Below are 13,850 nucleotides of genomic sequence, written 5' to 3'. Positions count from 1 at the left end.
TCCTGCTCGACCTGCTGGGCTTCGGCCTCAGCGACCGGCCCACCGACTTCTCGTACACGCTGGAGGCCCATGCCGACGCCGTCGCGGGCGCCCTGCGCGCGGCCGGGGTCGGCGGCGCGGAGCTGATCGGGCACAGCATGGGCGGAGCGGTGGCGATCGTGCTGGCGCACCGGCACCCCGAGCTGGTCGCGGCGCCGGTGCTGGTGGACGCCAACCTGGATCCGGTCCCGCCCCGGGCCGGGCACGGCGGCAGCCGCGGGATCGCCGCCCACTCGGAGGCGGAGTTCCTGGCGGGCGGCTGGCGCGAGGTGCGCGAGGCGGTCGGTCCGCACTGGTGGTCCACCATGCGGCTGGCCGGGCGCACCGCGCTGGACCGCAGCGCCGTGCAGCTGGCCCGGGGCACCAGCCCGACCATGCGCAAGCTGCTGCTGGAGCTGCCGATCCCGCGCGCCTTCATCCACCCCGCCGCGGACGGCACCGCGCACCTGCCGGGCCCGGGGGTGCGCCACTTCGCGATCCCCGACGCGGGGCACAACGTGATGCTGGACAACCCCGACGCCTTCGCCCGTGCCGTGACCGAGGCACCGGCACCAGCACCAGCACCAGCACCGGCGGATTAAGATCACGCGTCATGGCACGGATCGTCATCATCGGAGCGGGCATCAGCGGACTGGCAGCGGCGGCCCGGCTGGCCACCGTCGGGCACCGGGTGACGGTCTGCGAGGCGGCCGGGACCTACGGCGGGATGCTCGGGCACCACCAGTGCGACGGCTTCGCCTTCGACACCGGACCGACCCTGCTGACGCTGCCCGCCGTCTATCGCGACCTGGCCCTGAAGACCGGCCGGGAGCCGCTGGAGCAGCTGGTCGAGCTGGCCCCGGTGGACCCCGAGAGCCGGCACCTGTTCGCCGACGGCACCACGCTGACCCTGCCCAACGCCTCCCGCGGCGGCGTCGCGCAGGCGCTGGACGCGGCGCTCGGCACGGGGGCCGGCGAGCGCTGGGGCGCGGTGATGAACCGCGGCCGGGCCGTCTGGGAGGCCACCCGCCGCCCGCTGCTGGAGGAGCCGCTGCCCGCCGACCCCGGCGCGCTCGGCACCGACCCCTACCCCGCCGCCCCGCGCCGCGGCCTGGCCCGGCTGCGGCCCGGCGCCCCGGCGCCGACCCTGGACCAGATCGCCACCCGCGAGCTGGACGGGCACCCCGCGCTGACCGCGCTGCTCACCGAGTACGCGCTGCGGTTCGGCTTCGACCCGCGCACCGTGCCGGCCGGCGCCACCGTGATCCCCTACATGGAGCAGACCTTCGGCGTCTGGTCGGTGCGGGGCGGACTGCGGGCGCTGGCCGAGGCGGTGTACCGGCGGTGCGAGCAGCGCGGGGTGGAGTTCCGCTTCGACACCCGTATCGAGCAGGACCCGCCGGAGGCCGACCTGGTGCTGCGCCCGGCGCCCGCCGAGGCCACGCTGCCGGGGCGGGTCAGCGTGCTGCTCGCGCTGCGCGGCGCCCGCCCGCCCGGCACCGCGCAGCGCACCGTGGTGCACGCCGCCGACCGCGACGCGGAACTCACGGCGCTGTTCGCGAAGGTGCCGGGCCTGTGCGACCGTCCGACCGTGCAGGTGCTGCGTCCTGACGACCCGTCGACCCGCCCGGACGAGGAGCACGAGGCGGTCACCCTGACCGTGACCGTCCCCTCGCAGGCGCGGCTGGACTGGACCGCCCCGGGCGTCGCCGACCGCTTCGCCGACCAGGTGCTCGCCCACGTGGACGCGGCCGGGCCGGGCCTGGGCGAGCGGGTGCTCTGGCGGGTGGTGCGGACCCCGGCGGACACCGAGCGGGAAACCCTGGCCCCGGGCGGCGCCGTACCGCGCCCGGCCCTGGCCGGCGCCGGCAGAGCCTTCCTGCAGCCCGCCAACACCACCGGGCGGGCCGGGCACTACCTGCTCGGCGGGGCCGCGCACCCGGGTGGCGGGCTGGCGCGGGCCGGCATGTCGGCCTGCGTGGTGGCGGGGCTGATCGGGCCGGCCTGAGCGCGCTCCCGGGCCGGGGCGCCGGGCGGTGCTACTGCCAGGCCTCGGGCTGCGGCTGCTGGTAGTACTCGTACGACTGCTGCTGCGGGATGTGCTGCTGCGGCACGACGTAGTCCGGCTGGTACTGGCTCGGGTCGTAGGGCTGCTGCTGCCACTGCGGCTCGTACGGCACGTAGGGCTGCTGCTCCTGGTAGTACCCCGGGTACTCCTGCTGCTGGTAGCCGTACTGCGGGTCGAACTGCTGCTGCTCGGCGTACCCGTACCCGGGCTGCTGCTGACCGGGCGTCATCAGCTGCTCCTGCATCACCGGCCGGCCGTCCATCGACGGGCCGTTCATCGACTGGGCGCCCGCGAACTGGCCGCCGTCGAACTGCCCCCCTGCGAACTGGCCTTCCGCGAACTGACCGCCGGTGTACTGGCCATCCGGGAACTGACCGGCCGTGAACGAGCCGTCCGTCGACTCGTAGGCGGTCTCGTACACGCCGTAGTCGCCGTCCTCGGCCGCCGGCGGCACCGCCGGCTCCGGCAGCACCTGCTGCCCGGACTCCTCGATCGGCCCGACCTCGCCGACCTTCTCCGCCGCCACCGCCGCGGCCGCCACCGCCGCCGCGCCCCCGGTGGCCGCGCTGAGCAGCGGCACCTTGGCGAGCGGTCCGGGCAGTGAGCCGTCGGCCCCCCGCAGCGACCAGCCCTTGGCGTAGCCGCGCTTGACGGAGAGGGTCACCATCGCCTGTCCCCCGGCGAACGCCAGCGCCCCCACCGAGATCACCGGCACCGAGTGGATCGCCATCCCGGCCGCCACCAGCAGGAATCCGCCGAGCGCGAGACCCCGCCAGTGCAGCGGCGCGCGGTTCTGCAGCAGCAGCTCGGCCAGCAGCCAGAGCGCGACCACGGCGAGCGCCGCGTACAACGCCAGCATCCCGATGCCCATCAGCGTCCTCCAGCACAGCCCGGCGCGCGGCCGCGCGCGTGCGGCGACTGTACCTGTTCGACCGCCGCCGCCCCACATCCCCCGATGCCGCGGCCGTCAGCCCCGGTGCAGGCCGAGGTTCTGGTAGATCTGCAGGGTGGCCGTCGAGCCGTTGAGGGTGATGAAGTGCAGGCCCGGCGCACCCTCGGCGAGCAGTCGCTCGGACATCGCGGTGGCGTGCTCGATGCCCACCTCGCGCAGCGCCGCCGGGTCGTCGGCCACCGCGCGCAGCCGGGCGTCCAGCTCCGCCGGGAAGGCCGAGCCGCTCAGTTGCGGGAACCGCTCCAGCTGCTTGACGTTGGTCACCGGCATGATCTCCGGGATGATCGGCGCCTCGCAGCCGGCCGCCACGACCTTGTCGCGCAGCCGCAGGTAGTCCTCCACCTCGAAGAACATCTGGGTGATCGCGTAGTCGGCACCGGCCCGCATCTTGGCCACGAAGTGCCGGATGTCCTGGTCCCAGTCGCTGGAGCGCGGGTGCATCTGCGGGAAGGCGGCCACGCCCACGCAGAAGTCGCCGATCGACTTGATCAGTTCGACCAACTGGTAGGCGTAGCTGACGCCCTGCGGGTGGCGCACCCACTCGGCGCTCGGGTCGCCGGGCGGGTCGCCGCGCACCGCGAGGACGTTGCGCACGCCCTGGTCGGCGTACTGGCCGATGATGTTGCGCAGTTCGGCCACCGAGTGGTCGACGGCGGTCAGGTGGGCGACCGGCGTCAGCGTCGTCTCGGTGGCGATCCGGCCGACCATGTTGACGGTGCGTCCCCGCGAGGAGCCCCCGGCGCCGTACGTCATGCAGACGAAGTTCGGGTTGAGTCCCTCCAGGCGACGGATCGCGGCCCAGAGCTTGTGCTCGGCCGCCTCGCTGCGCGGCGGCATGAACTCGAATGAGTACGAACGCTTCCCAGCCGCCAGGAGTTCGCGGACCGTGAGCGCGCGGTCGGTTCTGGTGGACGGAGTGCCGAGTGCCATGCTCGCAGAGTAGCCGTCGCAGTGGCGGCGCGGACAAACAATGCCCAACTACTGAGACAATCTGTCCGCCCGCTGGGGCGGGTGCCCGGCTCCGGTGGCTGCTGGCCGGTGGTGCGCCGTGCCGGTCCGGCCGCCCGGCTAGTCTGATCTCCACCCACGTGACTCCGGAGTGCCTCGTGACCTCGCCCAGCCCCACACCCGCGCGACCGCTCGACCAGGCGGGTGCCCGCACCCAGGTGGACGCCGCGCTCACCCGGTTCATGGCCGAGCAGCACGCGCTGCTGAGCTCGATCTCCCCGGACCTGGTGGCAGCGGCCGACGCGCTGCGGGACTTCCTGCTGGACGGCGGCAAGCGGCTGCGCCCCGCCTTCTGCTACTGGGGCTGGCGCGGCGCCGGCGGCGAGGACGGCACCGACCCGGCGGGCGCGGGCAGCACCGGGATCGCCAACGCCGCCGCCGCGCTGGAGCTGCTGCAGGCCAGCGCCCTGGTGCACGACGACCTGATGGACCGCAGCGACACCCGGCGCGGCCTGCCCTCGATGCACCGCCGCTTCGAGGCGCTGCACCGCGAGCAGGGCTGGCGCGGCGACCGCGAGCAGTACGGGGCGGCGGCGGCGCTGCTGCTCGGCGACCTGCTGCTGATCTGGTGCGACCAGCTCTTCGTGCGCTGCGGGCTGGACGCGGCGGCGGTGCTGGCCGCCAAGCCGGTCTTCGACCTGATGCGCACCGAGGTGATGGCCGGTCAGTACCTGGACGTGCTGGAGCCGGTGGCCGGCGACTCGACCGACGACCTGGCGCTGACCCGGGCCACCACGGTGCTCCACTTCAAGTCGGCCAAGTACACCATCGAGCGCCCGCTCCAGGTGGGTGCCCGGCTGGCCGGGGCGAGCGAGGAACTGGTCGCCGCGTACGGGGACTTCGGGCTGCCACTGGGTGAGGCCTTCCAGCTGCGCGACGACCTGCTCGGCGTCTTCGGCGACCCCGCCGTCACCGGCAAGCCGGCCGGTGACGACCTGCGCGAGGGCAAGCGCACCCTGCTGGTCGCGCTCGCGCTGCGCGCGCTGCCGCGGGCCGAGGCGGCCCGGCTGGACGGGCGGCTGGGCGCGGCGGACCTGACGGCCGCCGAGATCGCCGAGCTGAGCGCACTGGTCGCCGCCAGCGGTGCGCCCGCGCAGGTGGAGCAGCGGATCGAGGCGCTGATGGAGCGCTCGCTGGCCGCGCTGGCCGCCGCGCCGCTGAAGGACGAAGCGGCCCGGGAGACGCTGCTCGCGCTCGCCCGGGCCGCCACGGTCCGTCGTTACTGACCGGCGCTGCCGGCTGTCGCTACCGGCCCGCCGAGCGGACCCGGCGGGCCAGCTCGGCCGCCGCGGCGCCCGGGTCGTCGGCGGCGGTGATCGCGCGGACCACCACCACCCGGCGGGCGCCCGCCGCGAGCACCTGGTCCAGGTTGCCCAGGTCGATCCCGCCGATCGCGAACCACGGCCGGTCGGTGGTCGCCCGGGCCGCGTACTCCACGAGGCCGAGGCCCGGTGCGTGGCGGCCCGGCTTGGTCGGGGTCGGCCAGACCGGTCCGGTGCAGAAGTAGTCCACCCCCGGCTCGGCGACCGCCCGGTCCACCTCGGCCTCGGCGTGGCAGGAGCGGCCGATCAGCACGTCCGGGCCGAGGATCGCCCGGGCCGCGGGCACCGGCAGGTCGTCCTGCCCCAGGTGCAGCACGTGCGGCCCGGCGGCGTGCGCCACGTCCGCCCGGTCGTTCACCGCGAAGAGCTTGCCGTGCCGCTCGGCCGCCGCGGCGAAGACCTCCAGCAGCTCCAGCTCCTGCCGGGCCTCCAGGCCCTTGTCCCGCAGCTGGACGATGTCCACGCCGTTCGCCAGCACGGTGTCCAGGAACTGCGCCAGGTCGCCCTGCTCGCGGCGGGCGTCGGTGCACAGGTAGAGCCGGGCGTCGGCCAGCCGCGCCCGCGCCGGGGTACCGGGCGTCACAGCGACATCGCCTGGGCGCGCCGCTTCACCTCGGTACCGCGGTTCTCCTGCAGCGCCTGGATCGGGCTGCCCGGCAGCGAGGGGTCCTCGGTGAAGAGCCACTCCAGGATCTCCTCGTCGGTGAACCGGCCGTCCCGCAGCACGGTCAGCGTCCCGGCCAGGTGCTTGACCAGGCCGTCGTCCGTGATGAAGGCCGCGGGGACCTGCAGCGACCGGTTGGGACCGCGGCGGACCGCGATCAGCTTGTGATCCTTGACCATCTGACGGACCTCGGTGACCAGCACCCCCCAGCGCTCGGAGATGTCGGGCAGGTACATCCAGTCGTTGACCAGGGATTCGATCTTGGCTTCCATGTCGCTCACGGCACCAGCCTGCCACCTTTGCCGGGCCCCGCGCACCCACCCGCCCGTCAGGGGGGCGTCAGCGGACGGCCGACTTGAGCGGCAGCGCGGGGTCGGCGGCCAGCGCCGGGTCCAGCACCGCACCCTGGTCGATCAGCCGCCGGGCCTGGGCCAGGTCGCGCGGGCGGTCCACGGCGAGCACCGCCACCGGCCGCTCCTCGCGCAGCCACAGCACGCTCCACTGCGCGTCCTCGGGTGAGCCACGCCACAGCAGCCGGTCGCCGGCGCAGTGCCGCCCGACGTACTGCACCATCCGCCCGAACTGCTCGGACCAGAAGTACGGCACCGGGTCGTAGGCGACCTCACCGCCCAGCAGCGCCGCCGCCACCGCCCGGCCCGAGTGCAGCGCGTGGTCCCAGTGCTGGACCCAGACCCGCTCGCCGTAGCGGGCCGAGGGGTAGCTGACGCAGTCGCCCGCCGCCCAGACCCCGGGCAGCGTGGTGCGCAGCGCCGCGTCCGCCAGCACGGCGCCCCCGGCGTCCAGCTCGACGCCGGAGCCGGCCAGCCAGCCGGTGTCCGGGCGGGCGCCGATCCCGACCACCACCTCGTCGGCCGGTACCAGTTCACCGGTGGTCAGGTGCACGGCGCCCGGCTCGATCCGGTCCACCCGGGCGCCCAGCCGCAGCTCGACACCGGCCTGCGCGTACCACTGCCGCATCGGCGCGGTCAGCTCGGCGGGCAGCGCGCCCGGCAGCGGGGCGTCGGCGGCCTCCAGCACGGTCACCCGGCAGTCGAGCCGGCGGGCCGCGGTGGCGGTCTCGGCGCCGATCCAGCCCGCGCCGACCAGGACCAGGTGTGCGCCCGGGCGCAGGACTGCACGCAGTGCGAGGGAATCGTCGATGGTCCGCAGCACCCGGGCCGAGGCGGCCCCGGGCAACCGGATCGGGGCGGCTCCGGTGGCCAGCACCAGGCGGTCCCAGGGCAGCTCGCCGGCGTCGGTGCCCAGGCTCCCCGGGGCCACCGAGGTGGCCCGGCGACCGGTCAGCAGCTGAACGCCGAGCGCCTCCCAGTCCAGGTCGAGGGCCGTCCGATCGGCCTTCGCGAGCAGGACGTCCTTGGAGAGCGGCGGCCGGTCGTAGGGGTTGTGCGGCTCCGCGCCGACCAGACTCAGCGACCCGTGCCAACCCCCCTCCCGCAGCGCCACCGCACACTGTGCGGCCGCCACCCCCGCGCCGACCACGACCACCCGATCCGTGCTCTTCAGCTCTGCCATCTGGCGAACTCTACTGAGCGCGTCCGCCGTCCACCCGGCGATCGGCGCCTTCAGTCCCCAAGGCGCCCGGCGTTATGGTGGGGGCATCCTCACGGGAGCCCGGTGCACCGGGCTGAGAGGCGGGCTGCGGCGGCCTGCGACCGTCCGAACCTGATCCGGGTCATTCCGGCGAAGGGAGAACCGGTTCTCTTGGCACGCGATCTTTCGACAGACTCCCGAACCGACACCGACGTGCTGGTGATCGGCGGCGGGATCATCGGTCTGGCGGTCGCCTGGCGCACCGCGCAGCGCGGCCTGCGGGTGGCGCTGGTCGACCCGGCCCCCGGCGGCGGCGCGGCGCAGGTGGCGGCCGGCATGCTGGCCCCGGTCACCGAGCTGCAGTACGGCGAGGAACCGCTGCTGCGGCTGGGCATGGCCTCCAACAGCCGGTACGCCGACTTCGCCGCCGAGTTGACGGCGGCCACCGGGCAGGACACCGGCTACCGCGCCACCGGAACGCTGGCCGTCGCGCTGGACGCGGACGACAAGGCCGAGCTGAGCGAGTTGCACGCCTTCCACCACCGGCTGGGCCTTGCGTCGAGCTGGCTGACCGGTCGCGAGGCCCGCCGGCTCGAACCGATGCTGGCCCCCGGCGTGCGGGCCGGCCTGCACGTGACCGGCGACCACCAGGTGGACGGGCGGCGGCTGGCCGCGGCCCTGGTGACGGCCTGCGAGCGGGCGGGGGTACGGCTGCACCGGGCGGAGGCGGGCGAGCTGCTGGTCGAGGCCGACCGTGCACGCGGGGTGCGGCTGGGCGGCGGCGGCGAACTGCGGGCCGACCAGCTGGTGCTGGCGGCCGGCCCGCGCAGCCACCAGCTGCCCGGCCTGCCGCCGGGGGTGCTGCCCGCGATCCGTCCGGTCAAGGGCCAGATCCTGCGGCTGCGGATCCCCGGGGCCTACGCCCCCTTCCTGTCGCGCAACGTGCGCGCGGTGGTGCGCGGCGGCCACCTCTACCTGGTGCCGCGGGCGAACGGCGAGCTGGTGATCGGGGCCACCACCGAGGAGCAGGGCTACGACACCACGGTCACCGCCGGCGGCGTCTACGAGCTGCTGCGCGACGCGCACGAGCTGGTCCCCGGCATCACCGAGCTGCCGCTGGTGGAGAGCAGCGCGGGCCTGCGCCCCGGCTCCCCGGACAACGCCCCGCTGCTCGGCCCCACCGCGCTGCCCGGCCTGCTGGCCGCCACCGGCCACTACCGCAACGGCGTGCTGCTCACCCCGGTCACCGGCGACCTGCTCGCCGAGTGCCTGGCCACCGGGACCGTGCCGGAGCTCGCCGTCCCCTTCTCCCCCGCCCGCTTCGCCGCTGTTCCGACCCTTGCCGGGAGTGCCCGATGAACCAGATCCCCCTCACCGTCAACGGCGAGCCGCGCGAGGTGGCCGGCTCCGCCACGCTGGCCGAGCTGGTGGCCCAGCTCTCCAAGGCGCCCTCGGGCGTGGCCGCGGCCCTCAACGAGACCGTGGTGCCGCGCGGCAGCTGGCCCGAGACCCGGCTCGCGGCGGGCGACCGGGTGGAGATCCTCACCGCGGTGCAGGGGGGCTGAGCGGCGATGGCTGACGACCTTCTGACGATCGGCGACACCACCTTCGCCTCCCGGCTGATCATGGGCACCGGCGGCGCACCGAGCCTGGAGGTGCTGGAGCAGGCGCTGCGGGTCTCCGGGACCGAGCTGACCACGGTGGCGATGCGCCGGGTCAAGGCGGACACCCAGGGCTCGGTACTGGAGGTGCTGGCGCGCAACGGCATCCGGGTGCTGCCCAACACGGCCGGCTGCTTCACCGCCGGCGAGGCGGTGCTGACCGCCCGGCTGGCCCGCGAGGCGCTGGGCACCGACTGGGTGAAGCTGGAGGTGATCGCCGACGAGCGGACCCTGCTGCCCGACCCGATCGAACTGCTGGACGCCGCCGAGACCTTGGTGGACGACGGTTTCACCGTGCTCCCCTACACCAACGACGACCCGGTGCTCGCCCGCAAGCTGGAGGACGTGGGCTGCGCGGCGATCATGCCGCTGGGCTCTCCGATCGGCTCCGGCCTCGGGATCCGCAACCCGCACAACTTCCAGCTGATCGTGGAGAGCGCGGGGGTGCCGGTGATCCTGGACGCCGGTGCGGGCACCGCCTCGGACGTGGCACTGGCCATGGAACTGGGCTGCTCGGCGGTGATGCTGGCCTCCGCCGTGACCCGGGCGCAGGACCCGGTGCTGATGGCGGACGCCATGCGCCGGGCCACCGAGGCCGGGCGCCTGGCCCACCGGGCGGGCCGGATCCCGCGCCGCTTCCACGCCGAGGCCTCCTCCGCGATGGCCGGCCGCGCCGATCTGGCACCGCACCCGGACCACCGCGAGCGGCCCGCCTTCTGACCTGCCGTCACCGGTACTGATGACGAACCAGGACACCAGGGTCACCCAACCGTGTTCTGACCGCCCCTAGACTCCTGGGGTGGACACGACGTTGAACGACCCCCTGGTAGGAGTCCTGCTGGACAACCGGTACCGGGTCGAGGAGCGGATCGCGGTGGGTGGCATGGCCACCGTCTACCGGGGCACCGACACCCGGCTCGACCGGGTGCTCGCGCTCAAGGTGATGCATCAGGCGCTGGCCGGCGACACCGGGTTCACCGACCGCTTCATCCGCGAGGCCAAGGCGGTCGCCCGGCTCTCGCACCCGAACGTGGTCAACGTCTTCGACCAGGGCGCCGACGGCAACGCGGTCTTCCTGGCCATGGAGTACGTGCCGGGGCGCACCCTGCGCGACGTGCTGCGCGACCGCGGCGCGCTCTCGGTGCGGGCCGCGCTCGACGTGCTGGAACCGGTGCTGGCCGCGCTCGGTGCCGCGCACCGGGCGGGGCTGGTGCACCGGGACGTCAAGCCGGAGAACGTGCTGATCACGGACGGCGGCCTGGTGAAGGTCGCGGACTTCGGTCTGGTGCGGCTGCTCTCCGGGGCGGACGCCGCGGTGACCAACACCACCACCCCCGGCGTGATCATGGGCACGGTCTCCTACCTGGCCCCCGAGCAGATCCAGCCGCAGGCCGCCACCGACCAGCGGGTGGACGTCTACGCGGCCGGGATCATGCTCTACGAGCTGCTGACCGGCAGCCGGCCCTACCTCGGCGACAACCCGATGCAGGTGATCTACCGTCACCTGCACGAGGACGTGCCGCCGCCCTCGCAGACCGTGCCCGGCCTGGCGCCCGGGCTGGACGCGATCGTGGCCGCCGCCACCGCGCGCGACCCGCAGGCCAGGCCGTGGGACGCGGTCGAGCTGCTGGGCGCGGTGCAGCGGGTGCGCCGGGCTCTGACCCCGGCCCAGCTGGACGCCGAACCGCCCGCCGCCACCCGGCCCGCGCCGCGCTTCGCCCCCGGCGAGGCGACCTCGGTGCTCAGCGGCATGACCCCCGTCACCGGCCCCGAGCACACCAGCGTGATGGCGGTCCCGCCGCCCGAGCTCTTCGTCCAGCCCCGCCCGTACGACGAGCCGCCCCCGCCGCGGCGCGCCAAGCGCACCCGATCGCGGCGCACCAAGCGCTCGCTGGTCTGGGGCTCGGTGCTCGGCGCGGTGCTGCTGGTGGTCGCGGCGATCAGCTACTTCCTGTCCGGCGCCGTCTACGCGACGGTGCCCAGTGTGCTCGGCCAGACCCAGGCGCAGGCCACCAGCACCCTGGACGGCTCGGGCCTGCGGGCCAGCTTCAGCCAGGCGTTCAGCGAGACGGTGCCGGCCGGCCAGGTGATCGGCAGTGATCCCGGGGTGGGCGGGCGGGCCCGCAAGAGCGACGCGGTGAAGGTCACCCTGTCCAAGGGGCCGGAGCGGATCGCGGTGCCCGACGTCACCGGCAAGCCGCTGGACCAGGCGCAGCAGCAGCTGACCGCCGCCCGGCTGACGCCCGGCACCACCACGCAGGACTACAGCCCGACCGTGCCGCAGGGCTCGGTGATCTCCACCTCCCCGGCCGCCGGGCAGCAGCTGGCGGTCAACGCGCCGGTGGCGCTGGTGGTCAGCCAGGGCGCGGCGCCGGTCGCGGTGCCCGACACCACCGGGCAGCCGGTGGCCGCCGCGCAGAGCACCCTGACCGGGGCGGGCTTCAAGGTGGCGCTGGCCACCGACCAGACCTGGTCGGACACCGTGCCCAGCGGGTCGGTGGCCGCCCAGGACGTCACCGGCACGGCCTCGCCGGGCAGCACGGTGACGCTGACGCTGTCCAAGGGCCCGCAGCCGGTGCCCGTGCCGTCGGTCACCGGGATGAGCCAGTCGGACGCCACCAAGGCGCTGACCGGTGCCGGGTTCAAGGTGAAGAGCACCGGGCTGAACTTCTTCGGGCTGAGCAGCGTCTCGGGGCAGAGCCCGTCGGCCGGCACCATGCTGCCCAAGGGCTCGACGGTGACGATCAACTTCTAGCGCCCGCCCGGGCCCGGGACGGCCCTGCCGCTGCTGCCGCGGCTCAGCGCAGCGGGCCGTCCCCGGGCTCCTCCTGGTAGGAGTAGCGCTGCTCGCGCCACGGGTCGGCGCGGTTGTGGTAGCCGCGCTCCTCCCAGAAGCCGCGGCGGTCGGCCCGCATGTACTCCACCGCGCGCACCCACTTGGGGCCCTTCCAGGCGTAGAGCCCGGGGACGATCAGGCGCACCGGGAAGCCGTGCTCGACGGTCAGCGGCTCGCCGTCGTGGTGGGTGGCGAAGAGGGTGCCCGGGTCGGCGAACCGCTCCAGCGGGAGGTTGGCGCTGTAGCCGTACTCGGCCCAGACCATCACATGGGTGACGTCCGGGGCCGGCGGTGCGAGGTCGAGGACGGTGGCGGCGGCCACCCCGCTCCACTCGCTGCCGAGCATGGAGAACCTGGTCACGCAGTGGAAGTCGGCGCGCACCGTGCTGCGCGGCAGGCGGTGGAAGCCCTCGTGGTCCCACCGGCTCTTCTCGGCCGAGGCGGTCGCCCCGAACACCTGGAAGTCCCAGCTCGACGGCTTGAACCGGGGCACCGGGCCGTAGTGCAGGACGGGCCAGCCGCGCTGCACGCGCTGACCGGGGGGAAGCCGGGGGTCGACCTGCGGCGATCGTTCGTGTGGAGAACGTTCGCTCGGAGACCGTTCCTGTTCCGGCTGACCCATGGCTCCATGGTGACAGACGGCGGACGCCCGAGAACGCGCGCCCCTCGGCGCAGCCGCACGCCCCTGCGAACAGGTCATTAGCGGGCAAATCGGAAAATCCGCCACAGACCCGAGTGAGTGTGAACTTACTGGAAATATCACCCACAGTGCTGCCAGGATGCGTCCACCCGGTTCCCGCAGCGCAACGCAGGAAGGCACCGCCATGAAGGGCGACCCCGAGGTCATCGAGTTCCTCAACGAGCAGCTCACCGCTGAGCTGACCGCCATCAACCAGTACTTCCTGCACGCCAAGATGCAGGAGAACTTCGGCTGGACGAAGCTCGCGAAGTACACCCGCCACGAGTCCTTCGACGAGATGAAGCACGCCGAGATCCTGACCGACCGGATCCTCTTCCTGGACGGCCTGCCCAACTACCAGCGGCTCTTCCACGTGCGGATCGGCCAGACGGTGAAGGAGATGTTCGAGGCGGACCGGCAGGTGGAGGTCGAGGCGATCGACCGGCTGCGCCGGGGCATCGTGGTGATGCGGGCCAAGAACGACGTCACCTCGGCCAACATCTTCGAGGACATCCTGGCCGACGAGGAACACCACATCGACTACCTGGACACCCAGCTCGAACTGGTGGAGAAGCTCGGCGAGGCGCTCTACATCGCGCAGCTGATCGAGCAGCCGGAGAGCTGACCCGGCAGCCCTCAGGCGGTGCGGCGAAGGGCGAGCGGCCGATCGAGCGGTCGGCCCAGCACCGTGTCCAGGGGCTGGTTGGCGGGCAGGTCGGCCTCGGGATCGGCCAGACCGAGCTTGGCGGCCAACCGGGCCGTCGGGCACGGACGGCCGCCGTGCTCACCGAGCATCGCCTGGATCCGGCGCACGCAGGAGCCGCAGTCCGTCCCGGCCTTGCAGCCCTGGGCTATCTGGCGCGGGGAGTTGGCACCGCCGTCGATGGCCTTCTTGACCTGGTCCTCGGTGACCGCATGGCACATGCACACGTACATCGCGGTCACTCCCGGGGTCGGTGGCCTGTGAGCCAAGGTCTGCGGCGCTCGAGGGCCGCGGCTTTTCAGCTAAGCCTTACCTTACCTGCCCCGTCGGGCACGCAGAAGGCCCTGCTCCTCCAAGAGGGGCAGGGCCTTCGTCACATTCCCGGGTC

The 13,850-nt window shown here is 74.1% G+C and carries 15 protein-coding genes and 1 riboswitch; of the genes, 8 read left to right on the top strand and 7 right to left on the bottom strand.

The window, feature by feature from the left end; genetic code table 11:
• Window positions 1-2 precede the first annotated feature (2 nt).
• Window positions 3-620, top strand: a complete 618-nt coding sequence (locus tag OG294_RS29495) for an alpha/beta fold hydrolase (RefSeq protein ID WP_442789368.1) — start codon at window positions 3-5, stop codon at window positions 618-620.
• An 11-nt stretch (window positions 621-631) separates the two neighbouring features.
• Window positions 632-2,026 (top strand): phytoene desaturase family protein, encoded by a 1,395-nt coding sequence (locus OG294_RS29490; protein ID WP_327069585.1) that lies wholly within the window; start codon window positions 632-634, stop codon window positions 2,024-2,026.
• A gap of 31 nt (window positions 2,027-2,057) precedes the next feature.
• On the opposite strand, the gene OG294_RS29485 is transcribed toward OG294_RS29490, so the two are convergent.
• The gene (locus OG294_RS29485) at window positions 2,058-2,957 is read right to left on the bottom strand and encodes a hypothetical protein (RefSeq protein ID WP_327069584.1); all 900 of its coding nucleotides are present in this window, start codon (window positions 2,955-2,957) and stop codon (window positions 2,058-2,060) included.
• 96 nt (window positions 2,958-3,053) lie between these two features.
• Window positions 3,054-3,968, bottom strand: coding sequence for a methylenetetrahydrofolate reductase [NAD(P)H] (gene metF, locus OG294_RS29480; RefSeq protein ID WP_327069583.1), 915 nt, complete (start codon window positions 3,966-3,968; stop codon window positions 3,054-3,056).
• A gap of 176 nt (window positions 3,969-4,144) precedes the next feature.
• Between metF and OG294_RS29475 the strand changes: the two genes are divergently transcribed.
• Window positions 4,145-5,272 carry a polyprenyl synthetase family protein gene (locus OG294_RS29475; RefSeq protein ID WP_327069582.1) on the top strand — a complete coding sequence of 376 codons (1,128 nt, stop codon included), beginning with the start codon at window positions 4,145-4,147 and terminating at the stop codon, window positions 5,270-5,272.
• A gap of 19 nt (window positions 5,273-5,291) precedes the next feature.
• On the opposite strand, the gene thiE is transcribed toward OG294_RS29475, so the two are convergent.
• From thiE to OG294_RS29460, 3 genes are all read right to left on the bottom strand, one after another.
• Window positions 5,292-5,951, bottom strand: a complete 660-nt coding sequence (thiE, locus tag OG294_RS29470; RefSeq protein WP_327069581.1) for a thiamine phosphate synthase — start codon at window positions 5,949-5,951, stop codon at window positions 5,292-5,294.
• Window positions 5,948-6,304: an Rv2175c family DNA-binding protein gene (locus OG294_RS29465; protein WP_442789367.1), complete on the bottom strand. Its 357-nt coding sequence runs from the start codon at window positions 6,302-6,304 to the stop codon at window positions 5,948-5,950. Before OG294_RS29465 ends, thiE begins: the two co-directional genes overlap by 4 nt.
• Window positions 6,305-6,371: 67 nt before the next feature.
• Window positions 6,372-7,565 (bottom strand): NAD(P)/FAD-dependent oxidoreductase, encoded by a 1,194-nt coding sequence (locus OG294_RS29460; RefSeq protein WP_327069579.1) that lies wholly within the window; start codon window positions 7,563-7,565, stop codon window positions 6,372-6,374.
• Between the two features lie 81 nt (window positions 7,566-7,646).
• Window positions 7,647-7,759, top strand: a riboswitch (TPP riboswitch).
• Here OG294_RS29460 and thiO point away from each other — a divergent pair.
• From thiO to pknB, 4 genes are all read left to right on the top strand, one after another.
• Window positions 7,755-8,942, top strand: a complete 1,188-nt coding sequence (gene thiO, locus OG294_RS29455; protein ID WP_327069578.1) for a glycine oxidase ThiO — start codon at window positions 7,755-7,757, stop codon at window positions 8,940-8,942. (Overlaps the previous riboswitch by 5 nt.)
• Window positions 8,939-9,148: a sulfur carrier protein ThiS gene (gene thiS, locus OG294_RS29450; protein ID WP_327069577.1), complete on the top strand. Its 210-nt coding sequence runs from the start codon at window positions 8,939-8,941 to the stop codon at window positions 9,146-9,148. The genes thiO and thiS overlap by 4 nt, the downstream gene beginning before the upstream one ends.
• A 6-nt stretch (window positions 9,149-9,154) precedes the next feature.
• Window positions 9,155-9,964 (top strand): thiazole synthase, encoded by an 810-nt coding sequence (locus OG294_RS29445; protein WP_327069576.1) that lies wholly within the window; start codon window positions 9,155-9,157, stop codon window positions 9,962-9,964.
• A 79-nt stretch (window positions 9,965-10,043) separates the two neighbouring features.
• Window positions 10,044-11,999 (top strand): Stk1 family PASTA domain-containing Ser/Thr kinase, encoded by a 1,956-nt coding sequence (gene pknB, locus OG294_RS29440; RefSeq protein ID WP_327069575.1) that lies wholly within the window; start codon window positions 10,044-10,046, stop codon window positions 11,997-11,999.
• A 43-nt stretch (window positions 12,000-12,042) separates the two neighbouring features.
• On the opposite strand, the gene OG294_RS29435 is transcribed toward pknB, so the two are convergent.
• Entirely contained in the window at window positions 12,043-12,702 is a 660-nt protein-coding gene (locus OG294_RS29435) for a sulfite oxidase-like oxidoreductase (protein ID WP_327069574.1), read from the bottom strand.
• Between the two features lie 202 nt (window positions 12,703-12,904).
• On the opposite strand from OG294_RS29435, the gene bfr reads away from it, so the two are divergent.
• Complete coding sequence (gene bfr, locus OG294_RS29430; protein WP_327069573.1) at window positions 12,905-13,384, top strand: bacterioferritin; 480 nt, start codon at window positions 12,905-12,907, stop codon at window positions 13,382-13,384.
• A gap of 11 nt (window positions 13,385-13,395) precedes the next feature.
• Here bfr and OG294_RS29425 read toward each other — a convergent pair whose 3' ends face one another.
• The gene (locus OG294_RS29425; RefSeq protein WP_327069572.1) at window positions 13,396-13,695 is read right to left on the bottom strand and encodes a (2Fe-2S)-binding protein; all 300 of its coding nucleotides are present in this window, start codon (window positions 13,693-13,695) and stop codon (window positions 13,396-13,398) included.
• Window positions 13,696-13,850: the final 155 nt, after the last annotated feature.

Origin of the sequence: Kitasatospora sp. NBC_01302 (assembly GCF_035976515.1) — a bacterium.
Lineage (GTDB): Bacteria > Actinomycetota > Actinomycetes > Streptomycetales > Streptomycetaceae > Kitasatospora.
This window is presented reverse-complemented; position numbering and strand designations above follow the sequence as displayed.